Annotated in this window: 24 protein-coding genes and 7 tRNA genes; 18 read left to right on the forward strand and 13 right to left on the reverse strand. The window is 72.8% G+C overall.

All coding sequences use genetic code 11. From position 1 onward, the window contains the following. Positions 1 to 481: 481 nt before the first annotated feature. Positions 482 to 1,723, forward strand: coding sequence for a uroporphyrinogen-III C-methyltransferase (gene cobA, locus ACZ6WH_RS06940; RefSeq protein ID WP_469726612.1), 1,242 nt, complete (start codon positions 482 to 484; stop codon positions 1,721 to 1,723). Positions 1,724 to 2,166: 443 nt separating this feature from the next. After that, complete coding sequence (locus ACZ6WH_RS06945; RefSeq protein ID WP_469726614.1) at positions 2,167 to 2,988, forward strand: TrmH family RNA methyltransferase; 822 nt, start codon at positions 2,167 to 2,169, stop codon at positions 2,986 to 2,988. A 176-nt stretch (positions 2,989 to 3,164) separates the two neighbouring features. Here ACZ6WH_RS06945 and ACZ6WH_RS06950 read toward each other — a convergent pair whose 3' ends face one another. Beyond that, complete coding sequence (locus tag ACZ6WH_RS06950) at positions 3,165 to 4,880, reverse strand: serine/threonine-protein kinase (protein WP_469726615.1); 1,716 nt, start codon at positions 4,878 to 4,880, stop codon at positions 3,165 to 3,167. A gap of 724 nt (positions 4,881 to 5,604) precedes the next feature. On the opposite strand from ACZ6WH_RS06950, the gene ACZ6WH_RS06955 reads away from it, so the two are divergent. The 3 genes from ACZ6WH_RS06955 (at position 5,605) to ACZ6WH_RS06965 (ending at position 7,514) form a co-directional block, all read left to right on the forward strand. After that, positions 5,605 to 5,814, forward strand: coding sequence for a hypothetical protein (locus ACZ6WH_RS06955; RefSeq protein ID WP_432851883.1), 210 nt, complete (start codon positions 5,605 to 5,607; stop codon positions 5,812 to 5,814). 326 nt (positions 5,815 to 6,140) lie between these two features. Further along, entirely contained in the window at positions 6,141 to 7,106 is a 966-nt protein-coding gene (locus ACZ6WH_RS06960) for a phosphotransferase family protein (RefSeq protein ID WP_469727202.1), read from the forward strand. A 114-nt stretch (positions 7,107 to 7,220) separates the two neighbouring features. Continuing rightward, positions 7,221 to 7,514 (forward strand): TFIIB-type zinc ribbon-containing protein, encoded by a 294-nt coding sequence (locus ACZ6WH_RS06965; RefSeq protein ID WP_399705727.1) that lies wholly within the window; start codon positions 7,221 to 7,223, stop codon positions 7,512 to 7,514. A gap of 102 nt (positions 7,515 to 7,616) precedes the next feature. Here the strand turns inward: ACZ6WH_RS06965 and ACZ6WH_RS06970 are convergent. The 5 genes from ACZ6WH_RS06970 to ACZ6WH_RS06990 all read right to left on the reverse strand — a co-directional run bounded on the left by ACZ6WH_RS06970 (position 7,617) and on the right by ACZ6WH_RS06990 (position 8,079). Next, positions 7,617 to 7,688: transfer RNA gene (locus ACZ6WH_RS06970), tRNA-Val, on the reverse strand. A gap of 43 nt (positions 7,689 to 7,731) precedes the next feature. Next, positions 7,732 to 7,803: transfer RNA gene (locus ACZ6WH_RS06975), tRNA-Val, on the reverse strand. Positions 7,804 to 7,824: 21 nt separating this feature from the next. After that, positions 7,825 to 7,896, reverse strand: a tRNA-Val gene (locus ACZ6WH_RS06980). A gap of 1 nt (position 7,897) precedes the next feature. Further along, positions 7,898 to 7,971: transfer RNA gene (locus ACZ6WH_RS06985), tRNA-Cys, on the reverse strand. Positions 7,972 to 8,006: 35 nt separating this feature from the next. Next, positions 8,007 to 8,079: transfer RNA gene (locus ACZ6WH_RS06990), tRNA-Gly, on the reverse strand. Between the two features lie 189 nt (positions 8,080 to 8,268). Here ACZ6WH_RS06990 and ACZ6WH_RS06995 point away from each other — a divergent pair. Genes ACZ6WH_RS06995 through ACZ6WH_RS07005 form a run of 3 tightly spaced genes read left to right on the forward strand, consistent with a single transcriptional unit; the run spans position 8,269 to position 11,032 of the window. Then, entirely contained in the window at positions 8,269 to 9,324 is a 1,056-nt protein-coding gene (locus ACZ6WH_RS06995; RefSeq protein ID WP_469726617.1) for a chorismate-binding protein, read from the forward strand. After that, positions 9,321 to 10,145: an aminotransferase class IV gene (locus ACZ6WH_RS07000; protein WP_469726619.1), complete on the forward strand. Its 825-nt coding sequence runs from the start codon at positions 9,321 to 9,323 to the stop codon at positions 10,143 to 10,145. Before ACZ6WH_RS06995 ends, ACZ6WH_RS07000 begins: the two co-directional genes overlap by 4 nt. 56 nt (positions 10,146 to 10,201) lie before the next feature. Further along, positions 10,202 to 11,032: a GNAT family N-acetyltransferase gene (locus tag ACZ6WH_RS07005; RefSeq protein WP_469726621.1), complete on the forward strand. Its 831-nt coding sequence runs from the start codon at positions 10,202 to 10,204 to the stop codon at positions 11,030 to 11,032. 24 nt (positions 11,033 to 11,056) lie between these two features. Here the strand turns inward: ACZ6WH_RS07005 and ACZ6WH_RS07010 are convergent, their stop codons facing one another. Continuing rightward, complete coding sequence (locus ACZ6WH_RS07010) at positions 11,057 to 11,584, reverse strand: DsbA family protein (RefSeq protein WP_469726623.1); 528 nt, start codon at positions 11,582 to 11,584, stop codon at positions 11,057 to 11,059. A gap of 176 nt (positions 11,585 to 11,760) precedes the next feature. Here ACZ6WH_RS07010 and ACZ6WH_RS07015 point away from each other — a divergent pair, with 176 nt between their 5' ends. Both ACZ6WH_RS07015 and ACZ6WH_RS07020 read left to right on the forward strand, forming a co-directional pair. After that, positions 11,761 to 12,210: a hypothetical protein gene (locus ACZ6WH_RS07015; protein WP_432851873.1), complete on the forward strand. Its 450-nt coding sequence runs from the start codon at positions 11,761 to 11,763 to the stop codon at positions 12,208 to 12,210. Between the two features lie 69 nt (positions 12,211 to 12,279). Then, positions 12,280 to 12,450: a hypothetical protein gene (locus ACZ6WH_RS07020; protein WP_361565174.1), complete on the forward strand. Its 171-nt coding sequence runs from the start codon at positions 12,280 to 12,282 to the stop codon at positions 12,448 to 12,450. A 51-nt stretch (positions 12,451 to 12,501) separates the two neighbouring features. Here the strand turns inward: ACZ6WH_RS07020 and ACZ6WH_RS07025 are convergent, their stop codons facing one another. Both ACZ6WH_RS07025 and ACZ6WH_RS07030 read right to left on the reverse strand, forming a co-directional pair. Next, positions 12,502 to 13,068 carry a CGNR zinc finger domain-containing protein gene (locus tag ACZ6WH_RS07025; protein ID WP_469726625.1) on the reverse strand — a complete coding sequence of 189 codons (567 nt, stop codon included), beginning with the start codon at positions 13,066 to 13,068 and terminating at the stop codon, positions 12,502 to 12,504. A gap of 336 nt (positions 13,069 to 13,404) precedes the next feature. Next, positions 13,405 to 13,818, reverse strand: a complete 414-nt coding sequence (locus ACZ6WH_RS07030; protein ID WP_003959770.1) for an SsgA family sporulation/cell division regulator — start codon at positions 13,816 to 13,818, stop codon at positions 13,405 to 13,407. A 186-nt stretch (positions 13,819 to 14,004) separates the two neighbouring features. Between ACZ6WH_RS07030 and ACZ6WH_RS07035 the strand changes: the two genes are divergently transcribed. The 4 genes from ACZ6WH_RS07035 to ACZ6WH_RS07050 all read left to right on the forward strand — a co-directional run bounded on the left by ACZ6WH_RS07035 (position 14,005) and on the right by ACZ6WH_RS07050 (position 15,257). Continuing rightward, a complete protein-coding gene (locus tag ACZ6WH_RS07035; protein WP_432851868.1) occupies positions 14,005 to 14,436 on the forward strand; it encodes a TIGR02611 family protein in 432 nt (143 codons plus the stop codon). A 70-nt stretch (positions 14,437 to 14,506) separates the two neighbouring features. Continuing rightward, a tRNA-Val gene (locus tag ACZ6WH_RS07040) sits at positions 14,507 to 14,578 on the forward strand. 76 nt (positions 14,579 to 14,654) lie between these two features. Further along, positions 14,655 to 15,125 (forward strand): SRPBCC family protein, encoded by a 471-nt coding sequence (locus ACZ6WH_RS07045; RefSeq protein WP_432851866.1) that lies wholly within the window; start codon positions 14,655 to 14,657, stop codon positions 15,123 to 15,125. Between the two features lie 60 nt (positions 15,126 to 15,185). Further along, positions 15,186 to 15,257 (forward strand) — tRNA-Val (locus ACZ6WH_RS07050). 172 nt (positions 15,258 to 15,429) lie between these two features. On the opposite strand, the gene ACZ6WH_RS07055 is transcribed toward ACZ6WH_RS07050, so the two are convergent. Further along, the gene (locus ACZ6WH_RS07055; protein ID WP_469726627.1) at positions 15,430 to 16,155 is read right to left on the reverse strand and encodes an exonuclease domain-containing protein; all 726 of its coding nucleotides are present in this window, start codon (positions 16,153 to 16,155) and stop codon (positions 15,430 to 15,432) included. 233 nt (positions 16,156 to 16,388) lie between these two features. Here ACZ6WH_RS07055 and ACZ6WH_RS07060 point away from each other — a divergent pair, with 233 nt between their 5' ends. Together ACZ6WH_RS07060 and ACZ6WH_RS07065 are read left to right on the forward strand one after the other, a co-directional pair. Continuing rightward, positions 16,389 to 16,982, forward strand: coding sequence for a DUF4365 domain-containing protein (locus ACZ6WH_RS07060; RefSeq protein ID WP_361565186.1), 594 nt, complete (start codon positions 16,389 to 16,391; stop codon positions 16,980 to 16,982). Next, complete coding sequence (locus ACZ6WH_RS07065) at positions 16,982 to 18,157, forward strand: hypothetical protein (RefSeq protein WP_469726628.1); 1,176 nt, start codon at positions 16,982 to 16,984, stop codon at positions 18,155 to 18,157. Before ACZ6WH_RS07060 ends, ACZ6WH_RS07065 begins: the two co-directional genes overlap by 1 nt. A 59-nt stretch (positions 18,158 to 18,216) precedes the next feature. Here ACZ6WH_RS07065 and ACZ6WH_RS07070 read toward each other — a convergent pair whose 3' ends face one another. After that, positions 18,217 to 18,771, reverse strand: coding sequence for a DinB family protein (locus tag ACZ6WH_RS07070; RefSeq protein WP_469726630.1), 555 nt, complete (start codon positions 18,769 to 18,771; stop codon positions 18,217 to 18,219). A 159-nt stretch (positions 18,772 to 18,930) separates the two neighbouring features. On the opposite strand from ACZ6WH_RS07070, the gene thrS reads away from it, so the two are divergent. Both thrS and ACZ6WH_RS07080 read left to right on the forward strand, forming a co-directional pair. After that, on the forward strand, positions 18,931 to 20,910 hold the full coding sequence (gene thrS / locus ACZ6WH_RS07075; RefSeq protein ID WP_469726632.1) for a threonine--tRNA ligase: 1,980 nt from the start codon (positions 18,931 to 18,933) through the stop codon (positions 20,908 to 20,910). A 169-nt stretch (positions 20,911 to 21,079) separates the two neighbouring features. Then, positions 21,080 to 21,640, forward strand: a complete 561-nt coding sequence (locus ACZ6WH_RS07080) for an HIT family protein (RefSeq protein WP_432851857.1) — start codon at positions 21,080 to 21,082, stop codon at positions 21,638 to 21,640. A gap of 77 nt (positions 21,641 to 21,717) precedes the next feature. Here the strand turns inward: ACZ6WH_RS07080 and ACZ6WH_RS07085 are convergent, their stop codons facing one another. Continuing rightward, on the reverse strand, positions 21,718 to 23,370 hold the full coding sequence (locus ACZ6WH_RS07085; RefSeq protein ID WP_469727204.1) for a hypothetical protein: 1,653 nt from the start codon (positions 23,368 to 23,370) through the stop codon (positions 21,718 to 21,720). A gap of 205 nt (positions 23,371 to 23,575) precedes the next feature. Beyond that, complete coding sequence (locus ACZ6WH_RS07090) at positions 23,576 to 25,783, reverse strand: elongation factor G-like protein EF-G2 (protein WP_469726634.1); 2,208 nt, start codon at positions 25,781 to 25,783, stop codon at positions 23,576 to 23,578. Positions 25,784 to 25,874 lie beyond the last annotated feature (91 nt).

Here is a 25,874-nt window from a genome sequence, read left to right on the forward strand (position 1 = left end):
GTACGGATCTCACCGAGACCCGCACCGAGCCGGGCCGCCCCCTCCACCGCCACACACGCAAGCCGCGCTGTGCCGTGCCGCACCGTGCCGTGCCTGCCAGTCCTGGCGCCGTCCCCGGAACCTCGTTCCTCCGGTGCCCGCCGGCGCACCTACGGGCCCGCCAGTACTCCCACGGGCGGGCCTGTCGGCACACCCACGGGCTCGTCGGGCGCCCCCACGGGCCCCGTCGGGCGCACCCACGGGGCTCGACGGCACGCCCACGAGGCCCGTCCGGCGCACTTACGAGGCTCGTCGGCACGTCCACGCGGCTCGTCGGCACGTCCACGGGGCGGTCTCAGGGCCGCCCGCGCATGACCTCGGGCCCGCGGCCAAATAGGCTGTGGGCCGGAACGCGTGGCCGCCCGTACCGGCCGCACCACCACCCTCACGCCGCTCCAGTGCCGAAGCGGCCCCGCATCACCGCACAAGGAGCCGTACCGCCATGGCCGTTCCCTCCGAGCACGCCGCCTATCCCGTCGGCCTGCGCCTGACCGGCCGCCGGGTCGTGGTGCTGGGCGGCGGCCAGGTCGCCCAGCGCCGGCTGCCCGCGCTGATCGCCGCCGGCGCCGACATCCTGCTGATCTCGCCGTCGGCCACGCCCTCCGTCGAGGCCATGGCCGACGCGGGCGAGCTGGCCTGGGAGCGGCGTACGTACCGGCCCGGCGACCTCGCCGCCGCCTGGTACGCGCTGATCTCCACCGACGACGACGCGGCCAACGCCGCCGCCTCCCAGGAGGCCGAGGAGCACCGCGTCTGGGCCGTACGCTCCGACGACGCCGAGGCGGCCACTGCCTGGACGCCGGCCACCGGCCGCAGCGAAGGCGTCACCGTCGCCGTCCTCAACACCGACTCCGCCGGCCGCGACCCGCGGCGGGCCGCCGCGGTCCGGGACGCCATCGTCGAGGGCCTGCGGGACGGCACGATCGCCGCGCCGCACCACCGCCGGCGTGCGGCGGGCGTCGCCCTGGTCGGCGGCGGGCCCGGCGACCCCGACCTGATCACCGTGCGCGGCCGCCGGCTGCTGGCCGAGGCCGACGTCGTGATCGCCGACCGGCTCGGCCCCCGTGACCTGCTGGACGAGCTGCCGCCGCACGTCGAGGTCATCGACGCGGCGAAGATCCCGTACGGCCGGTTCATGGCTCAGGAGGCCATCAACAACGCGCTCATCGAGCACGCCAAGGCAGGCAAGGCCGTGGTGCGCCTCAAGGGCGGCGACCCGTTCGTCTTCGGGCGCGGCATGGAGGAGGCCGAGGCGCTGGCCGCCGAAGGCCTCACCTGCACGGTGGTGCCGGGCATCTCCAGCTCCATCAGCGTCCCCGGCGCGGTCGGCGTGCCTGTCACGCACCGGGGGGTGGCGCACGAGTTCACCGTGGTCAGCGGCCATGTCGCGCCCGACGACGCGCGCTCGCTGGTCGACTGGGCGGCGCTGGCGAAGCTGCGCGGGACGCTGGTGATCCTGATGGGCGTGGACAAGATCGGCGCCATCGCCGCGGCCCTCGTCCAGCACGGGCGCGGCGCCGACACTCCGGTCGCCGTGATCCAGGAGGGCACGATGGCGACCCAGCGCCGCGTCGACGCCACGCTGGAGACGGTTGGGACGCGGGTCAAGGAAGAGGACGTCCGCCCGCCCGCCGTCATCGTCATCGGCGACGTGGTGAACGCAGCAAAAACCTTCAAGCCGTGAGCCACGAGGCCCAAGGCGCGAGCCATCACGCCGCGGGCCGCCGAGCTCTGGGCCCCCGAGCCTCGGACCGCGAGCTCTGGACCGCCGAGCTTTGGACCCCGAACCCCGGGCCTTCGCGCCGTGGCCGGTACGCCGTGAGCTCCGGGTCCGAGTCGGGTCCGGAGCCCGTGGCCCTTCGCGGCACGCCGAGGCCCCTCGACCGGCCCTGGCGCCGTGGGCCCTGCGGCGGCGGCCGTCTCACGGCATGAAGTGACGCTTCGCCACCTGGCCCCCCTTTGCTGGGGTTATACAGGGGTGTGCCGGACGGCAGCGGGTTGTCCACAGGCCGACCCGCTCCCGTACGGCGAGCCGCCCGCCCCTCCCCGTACGGTCGGCCGTAACCGTAGGTAACAAATCCGGCTCCCGGCATGGGAACCACAACGACGACAAGGCACCATCGACCCGTGGCAGACATCATCACCGTCGACGACCCCGACGACCCCCGGCTGCGTGACTACACCGGCCTCACCGACGTGGAACTGCGCCGCAGGCGCGAACCGGCCGAGGGGCTCTTCATCGCCGAGGGCGAGAAGGTGATCCGGCGCGCCAAGCACGCCGGGTACGAGATGCGGTCCATGCTGCTCTCCGCCAAGTGGGTCGACGTCATGCGGGACGTCATCGACGAGGTGCCGGCCCCGGTGTACGCGGTGGACCCCAAGCTCGCCGAGCAGGTGACGGGCTATCACGTGCACCGTGGCGCGCTCGCCTCCATGCAGCGCAAGCCGCTTCCGGAGCCCGGCGAGCTGCTCGCGTCGGCGCGCCGTGTCGTCGTCATGGAAGCGGTCAACGACCACACCAACATCGGCGCGATCTTCCGCAGCGCCGCGGCCCTCGGCATGGACGCCGTGCTGCTCTCACCGGACTGCGCCGACCCGCTCTACCGGCGGTCGGTGAAGGTCTCCATGGGCGCGGTCTTCTCCGTACCGTACGCGCGCCTGGAGCAGTGGCCGCGGAGCCTGGAGACCGTACGGGAGGCCGGCTTCAAGCTGCTCGCGCTCACCCCCGACGACAAGGCCACCGCCATCGACGAGGCGGCGCCGCACCGCCTGGAGCGGGCCGCGCTCATGCTCGGCGCCGAGGGCGACGGACTGTCCCGGCAGGCCCTGGTCGCGGCGGACGAATGGGTGCGCATCCCGATGGCGCACGGCGTCGACTCGCTGAACGTCGGCGCGGCCGCGGCGGTCGCCTTCTACGCGGTCGCCACGGGACGCCCGGGTACGGCCTGAGAATCGGGGAGAGGCCCGTTCCTACGGCGGGCCCTGTTCCTACGGCGCGGCCCGTTCTCACGGCCGCTCCTCAGCCCTCGCCCGAGCCCCCGCCACATCAGTCAGCCGCACTCGCACCCGTCCCACGCACCTCACGCGCGTGGGACGGGTGCGCGAGCGTCTCGTGCACGGGCGCCTCATGCTCCGCGTGATACGGGCGCCCCGCGCTCCTCGTGTACGGGCGCCCCGCGCTCCTCGTGTACGTGTACCGCCTGCGTACCCGTCACCCGCGCGCCCACCGTGTGCGTCCCCTGCGTTCCCCGGTCGTGGGCCGAGCCGAGTACGCCCAGGCCGCGGGTGGGGCCCTGGCAGCCCTGGGCGGCGGCGATGCCCAGGGCCACGAGCAGCGTCACCGTCACGAACACGATGAGCCGCTGACGGAGCAGCCGGCGGTCCGGGCCCGCCGGGCGGCGGCCGCCCGACGTGGAGCGCGCTGCCGGGCGTGAACCGTTTCGCCCAGTCGAACGCGCGCCCGGCACCCGTCCCGAAGCACGGCCCCCCGAGCGCCCTTCGGAGTGCGGCCCGGCGGACCTGCCGTGGGAACCGGAAGCGGAGACGGAACCGGAGCCGGACCGGCCCTGAGAACCGGACGACCGGCCGTTCGAGCCCGCCGGCGCGGAGCGGCCGTTCGACCCGGCGGCCGAGCGCCCGTTGCTGCTCGCGGGTGCCGACCTGCCGTGGGAACCCGACGCCGCGGCACCGGAACGTCCATTGGAGGAGGGCGGGGGAGCGGCGGACGCGGAGCGCGCGCCGCTGCCGCCCGTCGCGGGCCGTCCGCCGCTCTGTCCCGGGGCCGGCGGCCAGCCGCCGCCCGTGCCCGCCGAGCGGGAACCGGCCGGGCGGGAGACGGAAGGCCGCGAGGAGGACTGCGGACGCGGCGTACTGGGCCCCTGGCCCGGCGCGCGCCGCTCGTCCCCGCGCTGGCGTGCGAACTCCTCCGCCCGGCGGCCCGAGGAGCGGTCCGGCGTGCCCCGGTCCGTCCGTACCAGCGCCTCGCCCGGCAGCCCGTCCACCGGACCGTCGGTCAGCCCGTGCGCCTCCCGCGCGGCGATCTCCTTCAGCCGCAGCGAGAGCGACAGCGTGCTGGGCCGCTCGGCCGGGTCCTTGGCCAGGCAGGAGGCGATCAGCGGCACCAGCGCGTCGGGCACCCCGGCCAGCTGCGCCTCCTCGTGGACCACGCGGTAGAGCATGACCTCGGAACTGCCGTGCCCGAAGGGCGAGTCCGCGGTACAGGCGTACGCCAGCGTCGCGCCGAGCGCGAAGATGTCCGTCGAGGGCGTGACGGCCGCGCCGCGCACCTGTTCGGGTGCGAGGAAGCCGGGCGACCCGACGGCCGTGCCGACGTGCGTGAGCGTGCTCGCGCCGGTCGCCCAGGCGATGCCGAAGTCGATGATCCGCGGGCCCTTCGGGGACAGCAGGATGTTCGACGGCTTCAGGTCACGGTGGACCACGCCCGCGTCGTGCACGGCGAGCAGCCCCTCGGAGAGCGCCGCGCCGATCGTGGCGACCTGCGTCGGCGGCAGCGGGCCCTCGTCGTTGACCTTGTCGTGCAGCGAGGGCCCTGGAACGTACTGGGTGGCGAACCACGGGCGGTCCGCGTCCAGGTCGGCCGCCACCAGCCGGGCCGTACAGCCGCCCCGGATCCGCCGTGCCGCCTGCACCTCGCGCGCGAAGCGGGAGCGGAATTCGTGATCCTCGGCCAGGTCGGGGCGGATCACCTTGAGCGCCACCCGCTGGCCGCGCTTGTCGGACCCGAGGTAGACCACGCCCATCCCGCCGGCGCCCAGCCGCCGGTGCAGCCGGAACGAGCCGACGACCCGCGGATCCTCGCGCCGGAGCCGCATCATCGCCATGTCCGTCCCCTACCTGCGGTGGGGAGGCCCCACTCCGCTGCATCCGTCTGACGTGCCACAGCTTACGGATTGACGGCGCGCTGCGCTGTCAGGCCGCGCATGCGTCGGCCATGGATTGTCGGCGGCGCGGGGACGGCGCGGGCCGCGCAGCCGGAATGGGCCTGCGTACGTGCGGAGTTCCGCGGCCCGGGCCCAAGGGTCGGCGACGGCAGGGGGTTTGACGGGTCGGCGGGCGGCGCCGCGTGGCCGGCGGCCGGCGCAGCGGAACCGGGGCGGGCGCGGCGGCGTCCCGCGAGGGCCCGCCGACCGGCCCCCGCCGGTGTCGGGCGGGGGAGTGGCGGAAGTGACCAAAGTCACGCGAAGCGGCGGTCCCGGGACACAGTCGGGCATCCGGGCACGGGGACGGGCGTACCGGTACCCCGGCCGCGGGCCGGGCGTACGGATGACCGGGCGGCCTCCGGCGGTCTCCGGCGGCATCCGGCGGCATCCAGTGGTCGCCCGGTGCGCCGTCCCGTCCGGGTTCTCCCTGAATGCCGGTGCCGGGTCTCCACCCAGGGGAGTAGATGGCGGGGTCTCCCGTCATCCTCCTGGAGGCCAGTGGATCAGTACGTCGGGCTGACGCCTCGCGGCCGCTCGCTGCCTAATGTGGAGGTCAAGCGGTGGGCACGGTACTCGTCCCCCGAGGTCGGACGCCCACCGCTTCTGGAACGAGGGGAGCGGGGCGATGGCCGACACGGCGGGACGGACGGTTCTCCGTACGCAGGGGCGCAGGGCGGCCGCCGCGTTCGGCGGGCACCAGCCCTCCGGCACCCGCCACCCGCTGGTGGCGGTTGCCATGGTGCTGCCGCTGGCGGTGCTGCTGGCCGTCGTCTTCGGCGGCTGGGAAGCCGTCGTCACACAAGCGTCGTCCGTGGCCGGATTGCTGGGGCACTGAGACCCAGGTCCCGGAAGAGCGGTCCGGGACCGGGGTGCTCACAGCGCTCCGGGGACAAGTCTCCGGCCGATTGACCCCGTGGGGACGGGGGTACGGCGGACGGCACGAATGGCCGGGCATCTGGGGAGATGCCCGGCCTTCGCGCGTCCGGGGCGGGTCGGGGAGCCGCGCTGGCGGTGCGTACGATCCGAGCGGCGGAGCCGGCCGGTGCGCTCTGCGCGAGCCGGGTCCGCACGAACCGAGGGGGAACGATGTCCCGCGCCCTGATACGCCGCCTGGCGGCACTCTCCGAGGCGTCCACGACGCCCGAGGCGTCCACGGCGTCCATGGCCTCTCAGGCGCCCGCCCCGTCCACGACGCCCGCCGCTTCCCATACCCCCGACGCCCCCGACACCTCCCATCCCCCCGACGCCCCCTCGGCCCCCATAGTTCTCGCCGACCGTCCCGACGGGACCGTAGTGCGCGGCGGGCGGGCCGTCGCCAAGGCGCACGCGGCCGACTGCGACGCCGCGGCGCTCGCCGTCCGGCTGCGCATCGCCGCCCACCCGGGCCTGCACGGCACGCTGCTGCCCCCGTTGCCGGTCACCGGCCCCGACGGCTACCTCGTCCGGCACGACGACGGCCGCCCCCTCACCCGCTGGCCGTACGGCCTCCCGGTCGCGCCGGACGACCCGGACGGCGCGCCCTGGGAGGACGCGGCCCGGCTCCTCGCCCGGCTGCACGCCGTGGACCCGGAGACGCTGCCCGGCCCGGTGCCGCCGATGCGCGGTCCCGCCAAGGCCGCCCGCGCGCTGGCCCGGATGCGGGCCGCGGCGACCGACGCCGTGCCGTCACTGGCCGCCGCGGCCCGCGTGGTGGCGGCCGGCTGGGCCGCGCTGCCGGCCTGGGCGCGCGACGAGGCGCCCGCGCCGGGGCCGGGGCTGCTCTGCCACGGCGACCTGCACCTGGGCCAGCTCGTACGGCACCCCGTGCCCGACGGCCGCTGGCTGCTCATCGACGTCGATGATCTCGGGCTGGGGGAGCCGGGGTGGGATCTCGCCCGGCCCGCGGCCTGGTTCGCGAGCGGGCTGCTCGCCCCGGACGTCTGGGCGCGCTTCCTCGGCGCGTACCGGGCCGCCGGCGGCCGTGCCGTACGGCCCGAAGGGGATCCATGGCCGGAACTGGACGTCCCCGCCCGCGCCCTGACGGTCCAGACCGCGGCCCTGGCCATCGCCAAGGCCGCCCCGGAGGGCCGCCCGCTGGACGAGGTGGAGAGCGCTCTCGTCGAGTCCTGCGCACGGATGATCTGGTGACAAGCTGTTACGTACCGGGGCAGTTGAGGTGCGGTTTTGCGTCGTAGGGTGAACACACCAACGGTGGACGGAGGTTCGTTGCCGCCGCCGTGCGATCACAGGAGTTGAGCCGACATGCAGTGTCCCAAGTGCCATGCGCCGATGCATACGTACAACCGGAACGGGGTCCAGATCGAGCAGTGCTCCGGCTGCCGCGGGATCTTCCTGGACTACGGCGAGCTGGAGTCGCTGACCCGGCTGGAGTCCCAGTGGTCGCAGCAGGCCCCGCCGCCCCCGCCCGCGCCCGCCCCGCAGGCCTACCCTGCGGCGCCGGCCTGGGGCGCCCCGCACCACGGACAGCACGGTCACCACGGCCACCATGGTCACCACGGCCACCGCAGCTTCGGCCGGATGCTCTTTTCCTCTTGATCGCCGGTGCCCGCCCGGCCCCTGGAGGGCCGGGCGCCCGGCGCGGCCGCCACGGCAACGACGAAGGGCCGGAGCTTTCGCTCCGGCCCTTCGTCTGCCGTGTGGACGATACTGGGATTGAACCAGTGACCTCTTCCGTGTCAGGGAAGCGCTCTCCCGCTGAGCTAATCGTCCGGGGGACCATGGTCACTCCGCGAAGTGAGTCATGGGCACTGCGTGCGCGATACTGGGATTGAACCAGTGACCTCTTCCGTGTCAGGGAAGCGCTCTCCCGCTGAGCTAATCGCGCGGGACGGTCCTTGCGGACCAGTGGACGATACTGGGATTGAACCAGTGACCTCTTCCGTGTCAGGGAAGCGCTCTCCCGCTGAGCTAATCGTCCTTGGAGGTGGAGACGGGATTTGAACCCGTGTAGACGGCTTTGCAGGCCGTTGCCTCGCCTCTCGGCCACTCCACCAGGAGCGTAGGGGTTCGGGAAGATCCCCCACTCAGAGCGGACAACGAGGCTCGAACTCGCGACCTCAACCTTGGCAAGGTTGCGCTCTACCAACTGAGCTATGTCCGCAGGTGCCTCCCTCAGACTAACGCCTGAGAGCTGCTGTCTTCGGTCGGCTTCCGCTTTTCGCTTCCGCGTCCCGGCGACGTGTTGAACTCTAGCGGATTCCTGGGCCAGTACAAAAACGCGTTTGTGCAGCGTGCTGCGGTGCTCGTTCGACCGGGGCGGCGCCGGGGGCGCCGTCCTAGACTCGACGGCGTGCCCGACCTGCCTCCGCTGGCCCGCTTCGGCGGCCTCATCGCCTCTGACCTGCGCGACGTCACCAGTGACCCCGCCGCCCTGGACTCCGCGGGCTGGTGGGCCGTGGTCGCCGACTTCGAGGGCCGCCTCGTGTGCGCGCGCTTCGGCGACGTACGGGAGGACCCCGGCAACGGTCCCCGCGGCGCGTGGCGCGGGCCCGCGCGCGAGGCCTGGACCTCCTCGCTGGACCGGGCCGCCTACACCGCGGGTGTCCGCCGGATACGCGAGCACATCGCGGCGGGCGAGGTCTATCAGGCGAACCTGTGCCGAATTCTCTCCGCGCCGCTGCCCGACCCCGAGCGCGCCGACGTCGACGCGCTGACTGCTTTGCTGGCCCGGGGGAACCCGGCACCGTATGCCGGAACGGTTCGCCTGCCCGCGCACGGCGTCGAGGTCGCCACCGCCTCACCCGAGCTGTACCTGCGCCGCACCGGCCGCACGGTCGAGTCCGGCCCGATCAAGGGCACCGGACGCACGGCGGAGGACCTGCTGGAGAAGGACCACGCCGAGAACGTGATGATCGTGGACCTGGTCCGCAACGACATGGGCCGGGTGTGCGCCACCGGCTCCGTGACGGTGCCGGCCCTGTGCGCGGTCGAGCCCCATCCAGGGCTCGTGCACCTCGTGTCCACCGTGCGCGGTGAGCTGGCGGAAGGGGCGGGCTGGCCCGAGCTGCTCGTCGGCACCTTCCCGCCCGGCTCCGTCACCGGCGCGCCCAAGCGCAGCGCCCTGGACATCATCGAGTCCCTGGAGACCGCGCCCCGCGGCCCGTACTGCGGAGGCGTCGGCTGGGTGGACGCCGACCGGCGCACCGGCGAGCTGGCGGTGGGCATCCGCACCTTCTGGGTCGACCGGCAGGCCGCCGCCGGTCCCGTCCTGCGCTTCGGCACCGGCGCCGGCATCACCTGGGGATCCGACCCCGGCCGCGAGTGGGAGGAGACCGAACTGAAGGCGGCCCGGCTGCTGGCGGTAGCGTCGGAGACGTACGAAACGACTGGAGGAACGACGCGATGAAGATCTGGCTCGACGGGGAACTGCGGGACGCGGACAGCGCCCGGGTCTCCGTTTTCGACCACGGACTGACGGTCGGGGACGGTGTCTTCGAGACCCTGAAGGCCGAGGACGGCCGCGCCTTCGCGCTCACCCGGCACCTCCACCGGCTGACCTCCTCGGCCCGCGGCCTCGGCCTGCCCGACCCGGACGAGGACGAGGTACGCCGCGCCTGCGACGCCGTCCTGGCCGCCAACCCCATGCCGCTCGGCCGGCTGCGCGTCACCTACACCGGCGGCCACTCGCCGCTCGGCTCCGACCGCGGCGAGGAGGACCCCACCCTCGTCGTCGCGCTCGGCGAGACCACGCGCCGGCCCGACACCACGGCGACGATCACCGTCCCCTGGACCCGCAACGAACGCGGCGCGCTCACCGGCCTGAAGACCACCTCCTACGCCGAGAACGTCGTCGCGCTGGCCCGCGCACGCCGGCAGGGCGCCAGCGAGGCGCTGTTCGCCAACACCCTGGGGCAGCTGTGCGAGGGCACCGGATCCAACGTCTTCGTCGTCCTCGACGGTGAACTGCACACCCCGCCGGTGGAGTCCGGCTGCCTGGCCGGCATCACCCGCGCGCTGACCGTGGAATGGACCGGCGCCAAGGAGACCGACCTGCCGCTGGACGCCCTGGAGCGGGCCGAGGAGATCTTCCTGACCTCCAGCCTGCGCGACGTCCAGGCCGTCACCCGCAACGACGGCCGGCAGCTCGGGGACGGCCCCGGACCGGTCACCGCCAAGGCCATGCGGATCTTCGCCGAACGCGCAGCGGCCGACTTCGACCCGCGCTGAGGCCCGCCTGACCAGGCCGATGTCTGAGCGGGCGCGCGCGGGGACAGAACAACACCGTGACCACAACGCTGCGCCCCACCGGCCCGGACGAGCAGCTGAAGGGCGGCGCCCGGGCCCGTACGTTCGACGTCTGCGTCAACAGCCGCCCCGTCGGCCGGCTCCGGCTCGCCACCGACCCGCGGTCGGCGCTGCCCACGGGCCGCCTCGCAGACCTGTGGATCGACGAGCCCGACCGGCGGCGGGGCCGCGCCACCGTCGCCGCCCTGGCCGCCGAGGAAGTGCTGCGCGGCTGGGGCTGCCGGCGCATCGAGTTCTTCGTGCCCGCCGACGCCACGCCCGCGCTGCGGCTCAGTAACGCGCTCGGCTACACCGAGCGGGCCCGCCGGATGCGCAAGGCGCTCACCACGCCGCCCGCGCTGCCGCCCGGCAGCACCGACCGGCCGCTGGACGAGGCGGAGTACCCGGGCTGGCGCGATGCGGCGCAGGCCGAGTTCGTACGCGTCATGGCCGCGCAGGGTGAGCCGGCCGACCGGGTCGCGGAGCTGGTGGCCGACAGCCACCGCCGGCTGCTGCCCGAGGGCGTCCGCACGCCGGGGCAGAGCCTGCGCGTCCTGAGCCACGAGGGGACGGACGTGGGGACGCTGTGGACCGCGCTCGCCGTACCGGGGGAGACGGGCGGCTACGTGTACGACGTCCAGGTCGCCCCGCAGCACCGCGGCCACGGCCACGGGCGCACCCTCATGGGCATCGCTGAGCGGGAGTGCCTGGCCGCCGGGCACCGCGTGCTCGGGCTGAACGTGTACTCCGACAACGCGGTGGCGCGCCGGCTGTACGAGTCCCTGGGGTACCGGACCACGGACCACCTGCTGTGGAAGCCGCTGCTGTGAGCGGCCGGACGGCCGGGGGCGGTGTTACTCGGCCGCCGCCAGCAGCAGGTCCGCGAGCTCCTCGATGCGGGCGCGCAGCCCCTCCTGGCTCTTGCTGCCGTCCAGCCGCTCGCCGCCGATGACGTACGTGGGCGTGCCCGTCACGCCGATCGCCTTGCCCTCGGCCTGGTCCGCGTCGACGATCAGCAGGTGCCGCCCGTCGATCAGCGCGGTGTCCAGCTCCTCGGCGTCCAGACCCAGCTCCCCGGCCACCTTCACCAGCAGCTTCTCGCCCTGCTTCGCCAGCTCCGCGGTGCGGCCGAGCACGGCCTCCACGTACGGCCACCCCTGGCCCTGCTCGATGGCCTCCTCGGCGGCCTGCGCGGCGGCGTAGGCGTGCTTGTGCTTCTCCAGCGGGAAGTGGCGCAGCCGGATGTCCAGCCGGTCGCCGTAGCGCGCACGGAGCGCGTGCAGGTCGGCGAGGGCGGTGTGGCAGTCCGGGCACTGCAGCTCGCACCAGACGTCCAGGACGATGGGGAGGGCGGCCTCGGCGGGGGAGGGGGCGTCGTTCATGGGGCCAGTCTTCCAGTCTCCGCGGCCCCGGCCGCACAGCCCCCGAGGCGGCGGTCCACCGGCACCTGCGGAGGATCCGGACCCCGAGATGTCCCCGAGGGCGCCCCGGGCCATGGCCGGTACGGCGTGCGAGGGGGCACGATGGAGGGGAAACCGCATCACAGCAGGAGGATCCGATGCTGACCTCGACCGTCTGCGCCGCGCTGTCGGTGGCCGGCCTGGGCATCGCCGCGCTCACCGCCTTCCGCAGGCGCTTCCTGGCCGCGACGCGCATCGCCGCCTTCGCGCTCATCCCCGCCGGGCTGGTCATGACCGGCATCATCGACTGGATCACGGGGCTGGTGCTCAAGCCGACCGTGTGGGCGGGCTTCGGCCTGCTGGCGCTCTCGGTCCTGCTGTTCCTCGTGAGCCGCTTCGCCGAGCGCCGCTCCGGGCGACGGAAGGAACGCCGGGCGGCGACCGCCGCGGCGCAGCCCGGCGGCGCGGTGGCGCCGGCTGCCTCGGCGCCGTCCCTGGGTGCCGGACGCGAGCCCGCCCGCCGGCCCGCCGCCGAGCCGGCCCGGCAGGGCGGCGGCGAGGACGACTTCTCCGATATCGAAGCCATCCTGAAAAAGCACGGGATCTGAGGAAGTCCCCCTCTCCCGGGGGAACTGTCCGCCGCCCGCGGAGACCGGCTGCGTCATGATCTCCGCGAGATGAACGACGAGTGCGCCCTGCCCCGGGAGAACACTCCCCGGGCCACCGACCCAGTTTCTCCGTCCCGCGGCTGCCTGTTCGCGCTGTCCCAGCCGCCCCTGATGCTCTTCCTCACCGTCATCGGTGTCCTGCTCATGATCGGCGCCGTGCACGACCTCTTCTGGCTGTGAGCTGACCGTGACGAGCGGGGGCTGCGAGCGGCCGGGCCCCGCCCCGCCGCCTCAGCCCGCGGCCTCCCGGCGGCGCGCCCGGTAGGCGGCGACGTGCAGGCGGTTTCCGCAGGTCCGGCTGTCGCAGTAGCGGCGCGAGCGGTTGCGCGAGAGGTCGACGAAGGCGTGCCGGCAGTCCGGTGCCTCGCAGCGCCGCAGCCGCTCCCGCTCCCCGGCGACGACCAGGAACGCCAGTGCCATCCCGCCGTCCGCCGCGAGGTGGTCGGCCACCGAGGCGCCCGGCGCGAAGTAGTGCACGTGCCAGTCGTACCCGTCGTGGTCGGTCAGCCGCGGGGTGGTCCCGGCCGCCGCGACCAGCGCGTTCAGCAGCTCCGCCGCCGACCGGTCGTCGTCGGCCGCGAAGACCTCGGCGAAGCGCGCCCGTACGGACCGCAGGGAAGCGAGGTCCCGTTCGCCGAGCGTGCCCACGTCGCTGATGCTGTTGCGCGCGACGAACTCCTTCAGCTCCGCCACGTCGCTGAGCCTGTCGGGGGCCGCCGGGGCCCCTTCCTCGGGCGCGGTGTTCAGGAGGTCGACGACCGCCTCCAGCGCGCACCGGCTGTCGTGGGTGATCATCACGGTTGCTCCCAGGCCGGGAGGGGCGGGCCCTGCCGCCCCCGGGATCAATGGGCGGTGGCCGGCGATCTGCAGCGATCGGCCGGCCACCCCCTTGTGCCGAATGGTCGCCGACTCTAGCGCTTCCAACAAGGCCGGGCGGACACGGCGGCGGAGGCACGCGCGGTGTGCGGCGCGCGGCGTCCGGGCCGGTCAGCGCGGACGGCGCCGCCGCCACGGTGGATTCCGCGGCGGCGGCGCCGGTGCTTGCCGTATGAACTTGTCCGTCCTGCGCCGTCTCCCCGAGTCGGACGGCGCGAGTGGTGAGCGGGTTGACGCGGTTTGCGGCCGCGGGTCTCCTCAGCTCTCCGCGAGGATGTGGGAGAGCTCCGTGTCGAGATCGAAGTGACGGTGCTCGGTGCCCGGCGGAACCGCGGCATCCGTGCGCTTCAGGAAGGATTCCAGGGCCCGCGCCGGGGCTTCGAGCAGTGCCTCGCCCTCCGGAGAGCTCAGGGCGATGCAGACGACGCCCTGACCATGACTCCGGGACGGCCAGACGCGGACGTCGCCGGTGCCGGTGGGCCGGTGCAGGCCCTCGGCGAGGAGATCACGGGCGAATACCCATTCGACCGTCTCCTCGGCTCCGGTGTGGAAGGTGGCGTGCACGGCATAAGGATCGGCCGTGTCATACCGCAGGCCCGCAGGTACAGGCAGTGAGGACTCGCTCGACACAACGAGGCGCAGGTGCAGCTCGCAGCTGACCGTGGTGTTCATACGCCAGGGCCTTTCGCTCAGTGTGCGCTCGGGGGTTCGCACGTCGGCGAAATCGACATGCCACCTACGGTGGCGTTGTAAACCCCTCTGACTGTTTTGGGTGGCTTCGAGTACCTCTTACGGCGGAGTCCCGGATCCTCCCGAGCGTTCATGCGGGGGAGTGGAGCGTCGGGTAGGTTTGCGAGTATGAATGCGGAGAGTGACGGGGGCCGTGGCGCGAGCACCGGAGGTGCGACGGCAGTACCGCAGAAGCTCGGGTCCAAGGCGCCGCATTTCGTGAAGCGCTCCCGGACCCTCCACATGAGCTGGCAGGTCGCGATCTTCATCGTCGGGCTCGCGGTGGTCGTCGGCGGCATCATCATGCTGCCGCTGCCGGGTCCCGGCTGGCTGGTGATCTTCGCCGGCATGGCGATCTGGGCGACCGAGTTCGTCTGGGCCCAGCTCGTCCTGCGCTGGACCAAGCGCAAGGTCACCGAGGCCGCCCATCGGGCCCTCGATCCCAAGGTCCGGCGCCGCAACATCATCCTCACCACGATCGCCGTCGTGATCGTGGTCGCGGCCCTCGCGGTGTACGTGTGGCAGTTCGGCTTCGTCATGCCCTGGAAGATCAGTCGGTGACCGTGGTCATGAGCCCCGCTGACATGCGGTAATGTTGGCGGTGCGCCAGGCCGGGAGGCATCGGCGCCCCGGGCGATTAGCTCAGTGGGAGAGCGCTTCGTTCACACCGAAGAGGTCACTGGTTCGAACCCAGTATCGCCCACCCGGATCAAGGACCCGGAGGTCTCGTACCTCCGGGTCCTCGGCGTTTCCGGCGTCCCGCGCGGCACACTGGTCCCATGCCCGACCGGCCGGTCCGCCCGCACCACTACCGCTTCCGCAGCGTCTGGCTGCTGGACGCGCCGCCCGACGCCGTCCTCGCCGCCCTGGAGCGTCCCGAGACCTACCCGCGCTGGTGGCCCCAGGTCGCCGAGGTGCAGCGGACGGGCGAGCAGTCCGGCACCGCCCGCATCCGCTCCGTGCTGCCGTTCAGCCTGCGGATCGCCGCCCGCGAGGCCCGGCTGGACCGGGCGGCCGGCGTCCTGGAGACCGAACTGCACGGCGACATCGACGGCTGGGCCCGCTGGACGGTCGGCCCGCACGGCTCCGGCACCCGCGCGCTCTACGAGCAGGAGGTCGAGGTGCGCAGGCCGTTCATGCGCCTGCTGGCCTACCCCGGACGCCCGTTCTTCCGCCTCAACCACGCCCTGATGATGCGGGCCGGCCGGCGCGGGCTGGCGGCCTGGCTGGACGGCCGCGAAGGAATTTGAAGCCAGGGCCCCGAGCCCTGTATTGTTCAGCTCGTTCGCGGGGGAAACCCCAAGAACCCCGGGCGATTAGCTCAGTGGGAGAGCGCTTCGTTCACACCGAAGAGGTCACTGGTTCGAACCCAGTATCGCCCACAAGTGCGAGGGTGAAGCGTGCTTGCCAACAGCGCAAGCCGCTTCGCCCTCGTCGTGTTTTACGTGGCTTCGCCACGCGAGGCGGGGGCTTCGCCACCCGCACCCCCCGCACATGAGGCAGGGCCGGCGTCAACGATCCGGCTTTCTGCGTGTATTCGCACATTCAGCACGCTCAGGCCGCCGCCGGCAGGTCCGGGCGCAGTGGCCAGTGCGGGTCGACCGGCTCCTCCGTGCCGTTGCGGGCGAACCACGCCTGCAGGCCCCGGGCCTGCGCCGCGTGCCACACCGCCTGCAGCGCGTGCAGCTCCGCCACGCTCAGCCCTTCGAGGCGCGTCGCGAACGTCTGCCCCACGGCCCGTACGACCTGCAGCGCCGCCGTCGCGTCCGCCGCCGCCTCGTGCGCCCCCGACAAGTCGACGCCGTACTGCTCGCACAGGTCCGTCAGCGTCCGGCGGCCCTTGCGGTACCGGTCCAGATGCTTGTCCAGCACCCGCGGATCCAGCACGCACAGCGACTGCGTACCGAGATACGCCGCCAGCGACGACGCGCGGTGCCGCCGCAACTCGCGGTCCAGCAGCGTCAGATCGAACGGCGCGTTCATCACGACCAGCGGCCGCCCCGCCATCGCCTGCTCCGCCAGGGCCCGCGCTATCTCCTCCATCACCGGCGCAGGCCACCGGCCGTTCATCGCCAGATGCCCGGCCGTCAGGCCGTGCACCGCCGTCGCCGCCTCCGGGATGTCCACACCGGGATTGACCAGCCAGCGCGTGACCCGCGGAGTCGAGCGGGGCGTCTCCTGGACGACCAGGGCGGCGGAGACGATGCGGTCCTGCTCCACGTCGATCCCCGTGGTCTCCGTGTCGAAGGCGGCAAGTGGCCCGTCGAACCAGCTCGGCATTGTCCCAACTCCTCGCGCTCCTGCGGCGGGTGGCCTGCCCCGGGCCGCCCGAGCTGGTGATACCCGGCCCTCACGGTTGTCGAACCGCCCTTGTTTGCGGACCACTTGACACGGAGACAACACAGAGGGGACCGCCGCCTCAGCCGCGGTCCGCCGGACCGCCGTGCGGCCCGGCCACTCCCCTTCCACTCATCCGACCCGCACCACCGCAACGCCCGGAAGGCACAGGAGCGATGACGCTCGCGCAGCCCGAACCGGGTGGGCTGTCAGCCGCAGGCGGGCGGTACCCCCGGCCCGAAGGGGGGCCGGTACCGCTGCGCGGCCAGCTCGCCACCACCGCCTCCATGGAGACCCTCCAGGTGGGCTACCTCCACGCCGTGGCCGCTGCCGCGGGCTGTTCGCTCGCCCAGCCCTTCCCGGACAACGGCATCGACTGGCACGTCAGCCACAGCGCGCCCGGCCACACCATCGACGACGAAGTGACCATCAAGGTGCAGCTCAAGTGCACCTACCAGGTCCGGCCGCGCCCCCCTGGGGCGAGCTTCGGCTTCACGCTGGACAACGAGCACCTCGTGAAGCTCGCCCGGACACCCGTGGCGGTGCACAAGATCCTCGTCGTGATGCTCGTACCGCGCAGCCCCGAGGACTGGCTGCTGGCGAGCCACGACCGGCTCGAACTGCGGCACTGCTGCTACTGGATCAACCTGGCGGGCCGGCAGGCCACCGGCAGGCGCAAGACCACAGTGCGGATCCCGACCACGCGGGTCTTCGACGACCGCGCGCTCAGCGAGATCATGACGCGGGTCGGGGCGGGAGGGAGACCCTGATGTACCGGCCGACCGAAGACCACCCCTTCCCCGTTCCCGACCCCGCCCGGGTCGACCCGGGCGTGCTCACCGCCCTCCTGGCGCGGCACGGCTGGCGGCGCCGGGGCGGCCCCCAGGGCCGGTACGCGCGCTGGACCCCGCCCGGCGGCGCCGGCGGCACCAGCCTCCTCGTGCCAGGGGCCGCCGGCTACCCGGACGGTGCCGACCTCCTCGCCGAGGCGCTGGACGCGCTCTCCCGCAGTGCCGCGCCCTCGGCCCGCGAGATCCTCGTCGGCCTCGCGCTGCCCAGCGACGAGGTGCGCTGGGAACGCGACACCCCCGACGAGGGCTCCGGCGCGACCCTGTGGACCGCACAGGAACGGCTGCGCGCCGCGGCCCGCTCCCTGCTGGTCGCCGGCGCGCTCGGCACCTACGGAAAGGCCGGGTACTACGGCGCCCGGCACAAGCGGCAGGCCGAGGCGTTCCTCGACCAGGTGCTGGTCGGCCCGGCCCCCGCGGGCCGCCGGCTCACCGCGTACGTACCGGTCCGCGCGGGCCGCGGCTCGGTCGCCGGACTCCAGCGGGCGCTGCACGCGGCGCGCGACGCCACCGACTACCAGCGCGCGACGGGCGGCATGGAGGCCTACGAGGCAGCCGTGGAGCTGGGCGTCTGCCACGAGCTGACCGAGGCACTGATCTCCCTGGTGCGCGGCGCCGAAGGGGTCCGCATCTCCCTCGCCTGGTCACCGGCCGAAGGCCCGCCGCCGGGCTGCCCGGCCCGGCCAGAACCGGTCGAGTTCACCCCCGGCGACCTGCCCGCACTGCAGCAGGCCGCCCAGCGGTACGTACGGGACGAGCCCTCGCTGGCCGTGCGGGTGACCGGCACGGTCGTACGGATGCGCCGCGATCGCCCCGACGGCCCGGGCGCGGTACGGCTGCGGGTCCTCGCGGGGGCGGACGTGGCGCAGGTCAGGGTCGCGCTCGGCGAGGAGGACTACCGGATCGCCGGCCATGCGCACCTCCTCGGGCTGCCGGTCCGCGTGACCGGCCGGCTGGAGAGCCGCGGCGGCTTCCGCCGGATAACGGGCGCCCGCGACGTCACACCCGTCCAGGTCGACGAGGCCGAGCGGGACCGGCTGCTGAAGTCGCTCCAGGAGAACCTGGACCACTTCGAGGAGGCGTGCGGCGGGGAGTGAGCCGGCGGGGCGCGCCGCCCTCGGCCGCGGCGCGCCCCGCTTTCGTGCGCCGGGCTCCGTCAGCGGTGCGCGTACAGGTCGCGGAGCAGGGCGATCTCCGCGCCGTGGTGGATCGTCTCCCGGTTGATGTGCAGCACCAGCTCGGCCATCGGCGACTCGGCGAACTCGCCCTCCGCCGGGCCGCAGGGCCGCGCCAGCCCCTCCTCGCCCAGGCCGCGCACGCCGTCCTGCCAGGCCGCGTACGCCGCGTCGAGCTGCTCCAGCGCGCCCTGCGCGGAGCCCGCGTACGCGAAGCTCTCGTAGTCCGTCTTCGGCCCGCCGAAGTGGTTCGCGACGCGCATCCCGAAGACCCCGACGACGATGTGGGCCAGCCGCCAGGCGATCGTCGTCACCGGAGCGGGCACCGGCTCGGGGAAGGCGAAGTCGACCGTGAACGCGCCGCCGCCCGCCTGGACGGGCGCGCTGCCCGTGCCGCGCGGCCGGACGTTCCAGGCGTCCGCCACCGGCTCCCAGAAGTACTCCTCGTCGGTCAGCCCCGCCAGGCGACCGCGCAGCTGGTGCCGCCAGTGCCAGTCGAGCTGCTCCGTCAACCTGTCGTTCCAGTGGATCGTCATGGCCCGACGGTAGGGGCGCCCCGCCCGGGCCGTGGCGGAACGCGCCGGGCGGGGGAGGCGCCGCCGGAATACCGTTTCGCGAGGCGGCCCGGTGGCTCGGTACGATTCGGGGAGCGCAGCGATCGCTGCCGCCCAGCAGACATACGTCAGGAGAGACCGGTGTCAGACGTCCGTGTGACCATCCAACGCGATTCCGAGCGGGAAGAACGCGTGGTGACCACGGGCACTACGGCCGCCGACCTCTTCCAGGGCGAGCGCAGCATCGTCGCGGCGCGGGTGGCCGGAGAGCTCAAGGATCTCGCGTACGAGGTCGCCGACGGCGAGACCGTCGAGCCCGTGGAGATCACCTCCGAGGACGGGCTGAACATCCTGCGGCACTCCACCGCGCACGTGATGGCGCAGGCCGTGCAGGAGCTCTTCCCGGACGCCAAGCTCGGCATCGGCCCGCCGGTCAAGGACGGCTTCTACTACGACTTCGACGTCGAGACCCCGTTCACCCCCGAGGACCTCAAGCGCATCGAGAAGAAGATGCAGGAGATCCAGAAGCGGGGCCAGCGCTTCTCGCGCCGGGTCACCACCGATGAGGACGCCCGCGAGGAGCTGGCGGCCGAGCCGTACAAGCTGGAGCTGATCGGCCTCAAGGGCAACGCCGGCGAGGCCGCCGAGGGCGCGGACGCCGAGGTCGGCGCCGGCGAGCTGACCATCTACGACAACCTCGACGCCAAGACCGGCGAGCTGTGCTGGAAGGACCTCTGCCGAGGTCCGCACCTGCCCACCACCCGGAACATCCCGGCGTTCAAGCTGATGCGCTCCGCCGCCGCCTACTGGCGCGGCAGCGAGAAGAACAAGCAGCTCCAGCGGATCTACGGCACCGCCTGGCCGACCAAGGACGAGCTCAAGGCGTACCTGGAGTTCCTCGCCGAGGCCGAGAAGCGCGACCACCGCAAGCTGGGCGCGGAGCTGGACCTGTTCTCCATCCCGGAGGAGATCGGTTCGGGCCTGGCGGTCTTCCACCCCAAGGGCGGCATCATCCGCCGGGTCATGGAGGACTACTCCCGGCGGCGCCACGAGGAGGCGGACTACGAGTTCGTCTACAGCCCGCACGCCACCAAGGGCAAGCTGTTCGAGAAGTCGGGCCACCTGGACTGGTACGCCGACGGCATGTACCCGCCCATGCAGCTCGACGAGGGCATTGACTACTACCTCAAGCCCATGAACTGCCCGATGCACAACCTGATCTTCGACGCGCGCGGCCGCTCGTACCGCGAACTGCCGCTGCGCCTCTTCGAGTTCGGCACGGTGTACCGGTACGAGAAGTCCGGCGTGGTGCACGGCCTGACCCGCGCCCGCGGCTTCACCCAGGACGACGCGCACATCTACTGCACCAAGGAGCAGATGGCGGACGAGCTGGACGCCACGCTCACCTTCGTCCTGGACCTGCTGCGCGACTACGGCCTGACCGACTTCTACCTGGAGCTGTCCACCAAGGACCCGGAGAAGTTCGTCGGCTCGGACGAGGTCTGGGAAGAGGCCACCGAGACGCTGCGCAAGGTCGCCGAGAAGCAGGGCCTGCCGCTGGTCCCGGACCCGGGCGGCGCCGCGTTCTACGGCCCGAAGATCTCCGTGCAGACCAAGGACGCCATCGGCCGTACCTGGCAGATGTCGACGGTCCAGCTGGACTTCAACCTGCCGGAGCGCTTCGACCTGGAGTACACCGCGCCGGACGGCTCCAAGCAGCGTCCCGTCATGATCCACCGGGCGCTGTTCGGCTCCATCGAGCGGTTCTTCGCGGTGCTGCTGGAGCACTACGCGGGGGCGTTCCCGGTCTGGCTGGCCCCGGTCCAGGCGACCGGCATCCCGATCGGCGACGCGCACGTGCCGTACCTGGAGGAGTTCGCGGCCGAGGCCAAGAAGAAGGGCCTGCGCGTCGAGGTCGACTCCTCCTCGGACCGGATGCAGAAGAAGATCCGCAACGCGCAGCGCAGCAAGGTGCCGTTCATGATCATCGTCGGTGATGAGGACATGGAGGCCGGCGCCGTGTCGTTCCGGTACCGCGACGGCTCGCAGAAGAACGGGATCCCCCGTGACCAGGCGATCGCCGAGATCGTTGATGCGGTGGAGCGCCGCGTTCAGGTGTGACTTGCTCCCCGCATGAGCGGGGGTGATCCGAAGATTCGGAATGCGCACAAGTCCAATGTGCCGTGCGTCCCCGCACACGCGGGGTTGGCCCCCGGAGAGCGCGCCCCGCGCCCTCCGGGGGCCTTCTGCTGTCCGGACCCGCCGACGTCACGTCGACGGGTGAAGTCATATGCTGCTCAACATGACGACTGAGCCGGAGCAGCAGATCGGAGTCGGGACCCAGGACGCCTTCCAGCGCCTGTGGACGCCGCACCGGATGGCCTACATCCAGGGTGAGAACAAGCCGACCGGCCCGGGTGCCGACGACGGCTGTCCGTTCTGCACGATCCCGGCGAAGTCGGACGAGGACGGCCTGATCGTCGCCCGCGGCGAGCGCGTTTATGCGGTGCTCAACCTCTACCCGTACAACGGCGGCCACCTGATGGTCGTGCCCTACCGGCACGTCGCCGACTACACCGAGCTGGACGACGCCGAGACGGCGGAGCTGGCGAAGCTCACGAAGCAGGCGATGGCGGCGCTGCGCGCGGCGTCGGGCGCGCACGGCTTCAACATCGGGATGAACCAGGGCGGCGTCGCGGGCGCGGGCATCGCGGCGCACCTGCACCAGCACGTCGTACCGCGCTGGGGCGGCGACACCAACTTCATGCCGGTCGTGGGGCACACCAAGGTGCTGCCGCAGCTGCTGGCGGACACCCGCGCGATGCTGGCGGACGCCTGGGCGACGGCCTGACGCCGCACCACCGCTCATGAGGGTGGCCGGTACGGATTCCCGTACCGGCCACCCTCATGCCGTGTGTGCCGCCGCGCTCACGCGTCGTACGCGTCCGCCTTCCGCGGCGTCGGGTCCTGCACCGCACCGCTGAGGACCAGCGAACGGTTGTCGAAGCGGGTGATGTCGACGCCGTTCTCCTGCAGGACGCTCATCGCCGCGGAGTGCACCACGCGCAGGACGGGCGTGGCGGCGCGCAGCGCGTCGTCCGCCATGAAGCGGTGCCGCCAGGGCTTGTCGGCCCAGACGTGGCGCAGCCCGAACGGCTCGGGGAGGGCGAGCTTGCCGCCGAGGAAGTCCAGGACCGGGGGGAACCAGGTCAGCGGGGCGCGGGCGGCGAGGCGGACCACCTCGCTCGTGTCGATGAGCGGCAGCGTGGAGGTCCTGGTCTCCCAGAACTTCACCGTCTTGTTGACCGTGACGGTCTTGGGGCTGGGCTTGCCGAGGAAGAGGCCGTTGACCGGGCCGAGGGCGTGGCCGGTGACCTCGATGCGCAGCGTCTCGTGCAGCACGGTGACGGTGATCAGCAGGGTCAGCACGAGCTGGCCGTCCCAGAGGACGAACTGCACGCCGAGGTAGTGGCGGTTGCCGGCGCCGAACTGCTGCTCGTTGCAGATCCGCTCTATCTCGTGCGGACGGATCTGGTACGCGTCGGTGTCGGTGCCCTCGGGGCGGGCGACCGCGTCGGCGCCCTCGGCGACGGGGACGACGACCCAGTGGCGTACGGAGGGGGCCTGGCCGAAGCCGCCGGTGTGCAGCGGGCTGCGCTCCAGGAGCTTGAGCCGGTCGTGGATGACGCGGATGACGTCCCAGCTGCGGAAGGGGTGGATCTCGCTGTCGGGGTCGGCGGGCCGCAGTTCCTCGGCGAGCTGCCAGCTGCCCCAGCGGGTGCCCATGCCGAGTATGCCCTTGGGGCCGGCGTAGAAGACGACGTTGCTGTTCTGCTCGGCGCTGAGCTTGGCGAGGTTCTGGCGGAGCTGTTCGGCGGCGGTCTGGGTGGGGTCCTGGGGGACCGCCTCGGGGATCTTCGCGCCGATGCCGCCGCCGCCCAGGATGCCGCTCCAGGCTTCGCGGAGGTCGACGGCGGTGCGCTCGCAGATCCGCTTGGCCCACCACCAGCCTATGACGGGGGCGACGAGCATCAGCCGGACGTAGATCATCCAGAAGCTGTCGAAGGGCAGCTTGATCAGGAAGATCAGGATGATGCCGCCGAGCGCGACGAGCAGCACCGTGCCGAGCGCGCTCTTGCCCTTGTGGGTGGACTTGTCCAGGATGCGCTTGAGCTGGAAGAGGCCGAGCCAGAGGAGGACGCCGGGCAGGAAGAGCAGCCCGAAGACGACCATGAGGATGGTCAGCTTGGTGTCCCGCTCCTTGCGGATGCGGCTGGCGGCGAGGCAGTGCTCGACGACGGTCTGCGGCTCTATGCCGAAGGACTGGATCAGTGCCTTGCGGCCGCCGCCGAGCATGCGGACCTGGACGGCGCGGGAGAACGCCTCGCCGAGGTTCGGCTCGAAGAGCGAGAGTTTGGGCTTCTTGATGTCGGACGTGGCGGTGTCGGAGTCGGCCTTGGAGATGTCCGAGAGCGGACTGTCCCGGTAGGCGGCCGAGGCCAGCGCCTGGGTCGCGGCGGTCTGGCCCGCGCCGCCGGCGATCGGTACCTGTGCCCCCGGACTGAAATCGAAGCCGTCCATCGTCGTCACCTGGGCCCCCTCGCCGCCGTCTGCCCCTGCCGTGGGCGCGCTTCCCGGAGGACGCCCCTGGACGCCCTTCCCGCCGGCCGCCCCCGGCACACCTGCTGAGCTGGACCTCAGCGTACAGCCGGCGTGCTGCCCAAGGGAGTTGAGCGTACGCCCCCGGGCAGGACGCCGGCCGTGCCGCCGGTCTCGGACGTGCGAACTAGCCGCCGTTCTCCTGCTTTTCGCGCTCCTCCCGGATCCTGGCCGCGAGCTGCGGCGGCATCGGTTCGTGCCGGGCGTAGCGGCGCTGGAAGCGGCCGGTGCCGTGCGAGAGTGACCGGAGATCGACGGCGTAGCGGCCGATTTCGTACTCCGGGACCTCGGCGCGCACCACGGTGCGGCCCGCGCCGGACTGTTCGGTGCCCACGACGCGGCCGCGCCGCCCCGACAGGTCGCTCATCACCGGGCCCACGTAGTCGTCGGCGACCAGGACGGTGAGCTCGGCGACCGGCTCCAGGAGGTGGATGCGGGCTTCGGCGGCGGCCTCGCGCAGCGCGAGGGCGCCGGCGGTCTGGAACGCGGCGTCGGAGGAGTCGACGGAGTGCGCCTTGCCGTCCAGCAGCGTCACCCGTACGTCGACGAGCGGGTACCCGGCCGCGACGCCGCGCGTCGCCTGGGCCCGTACGCCCTTCTCCACGGACGGGATGAACTGGCGCGGCACCGCGCCGCCCACGACCTTGTCCACGAACTCGATGCCGCTGCCGCCGGGCAGCGGCTCCACCTCGATCTCGCAGATCGCGTACTGGCCGTGGCCGCCCGACTGCTTGACGTGCCGGCCGCGTCCGGTGGCCTTGGCGCCGAACGTCTCCCGCAGCGAGACCTTGTGCGGTACGGCGTCGACCTGCACCCCGTACCGGGAGCGCAGCCGCTCCAGCGCCACGTCCACGTGGGCCTCGCCCAGGCACCACAGGACGACCTGGTGGGTGTCCTGGTTCTGTTCCAGGCGCATCGTGGGGTCCTCGGCGACGAGCCGTGCCAGGCCCTGGGAGAGCTTGTCCTCGTCGGCCTTGCTGTGCGCCTGGATGGCGACCGGCAGCAGCGGGTCGGGCATGTCCCAGGGCGCCATGAGCAGCGGCGCCTCCTTGGCGGAGAGGGTGTCGCCGGTCTCGGCGCGGGAGAGCTTGGCGACGCAGGCCAGGTCGCCGGCGACGGCCTTGGTGAGCGAGCGCTGCTGCTTGCCGAAGGGCGCGGACAGCGCGCCGACCCGTTCGTCGACGTCGTGGTCCTCGTGCCCGCGGTCGGCGAGCCCGTGGCCGGAGACGTGCACGGTCCGGTCCGGGTGGAGGGTGCCGGAGAAGACCCGTACGAGCGACAGCCGGCCGACGTACGGGTCGGACGAGGTCTTGACGACCTCGGCGACCAGCGGGCCCTCCGGGTCGCAGGTGAGGGCGGGCCGGGGCGCGCCCTCGGGGGTGGTGACGGCGGGGGCCTCCCGCTCGGCGGGGGTGGGGAACCCCCGGGTGATCAGCTCCAGCAGCTCGACGGTGCCCAGCCCCTCCTTGCTGCCCTCGACGGCGGGCGCGGCGGCGAGCACCGGATGGAAGCTGCCGCGTGCCACGGCGGTCTCCAGATCGCCGATGAGCGTCTTGACGTCGATGTCCTCCCCGCCGAGGTAGCGGTCCATCAGGGACTCGTCCTCGCTCTCGGCGATGATCCCCTCGATGAGGCGGTTCCTGGCCTCCTCGATGAGGGGCAGCTCCCCGGGCTCGGGGTCGCGCTCCTTCCGGGTGCCGGTGGAGTAGTCGTAGACGCGCTGCGTGAGCAGCCCGATCAGGCCGTGCACGGGAGCGTGGCCGTCGGCACCGGCCTCGCCGTACAGCGGGAGGTACAGCGGCAGTACGGCGTCGGGATCGTCGCCGCCGAAGGACGTGCCGCAGGTCCCGGTCATGCTGTCGAAGTCGGCGCGGGCCGCTTCGAGGTGGGTGATCACTATGGCGCGGGGCATGCCGACCGCCGCGCACTCGTCCCAGACCATGCGGGTGGCGCCGTCCACGCCGTCCGCCGCCGAGACAACGAAGAGGGCCGCGTCCGCTGCCCGCAGACCGGCCCTCAGCTCCCCGACGAAGTCGGCGTATCCGGGGGTGTCCAACAGATTGATTTTGATGCCGTCCCATTCGACAGGGACCAGGGAGAGCTGTACCGAGCGTTGCTGGCGGTGCTCGATCTCGTCGTAGTCGGAGAGGCAGCCGCCGTCCTCCACCCGGCCCGCCCTGTTGACGGCGCCCGACGCCAGCGCGAGGGCTTCGACCAGGGTCGTCTTCCCCGATCCGCTGTGGCCGACCAGCACCACGTTCCGTACGGAGGAGGGGTGGTCGACCGCCGCTGCCCTGCCGGCGGCTCCTGGATGTGTGCTCGTCTTGTCGCCCATGTGTCTCGCCTCCAGGTCGACACTCTGCGGTGCTCCGAGCTTTCCACCGAGGTCATGGTGCGTCCATACATCGCACAAGGGACGATAAGGG

The organism is Streptomyces sp. NPDC050806 (assembly GCF_055586425.1).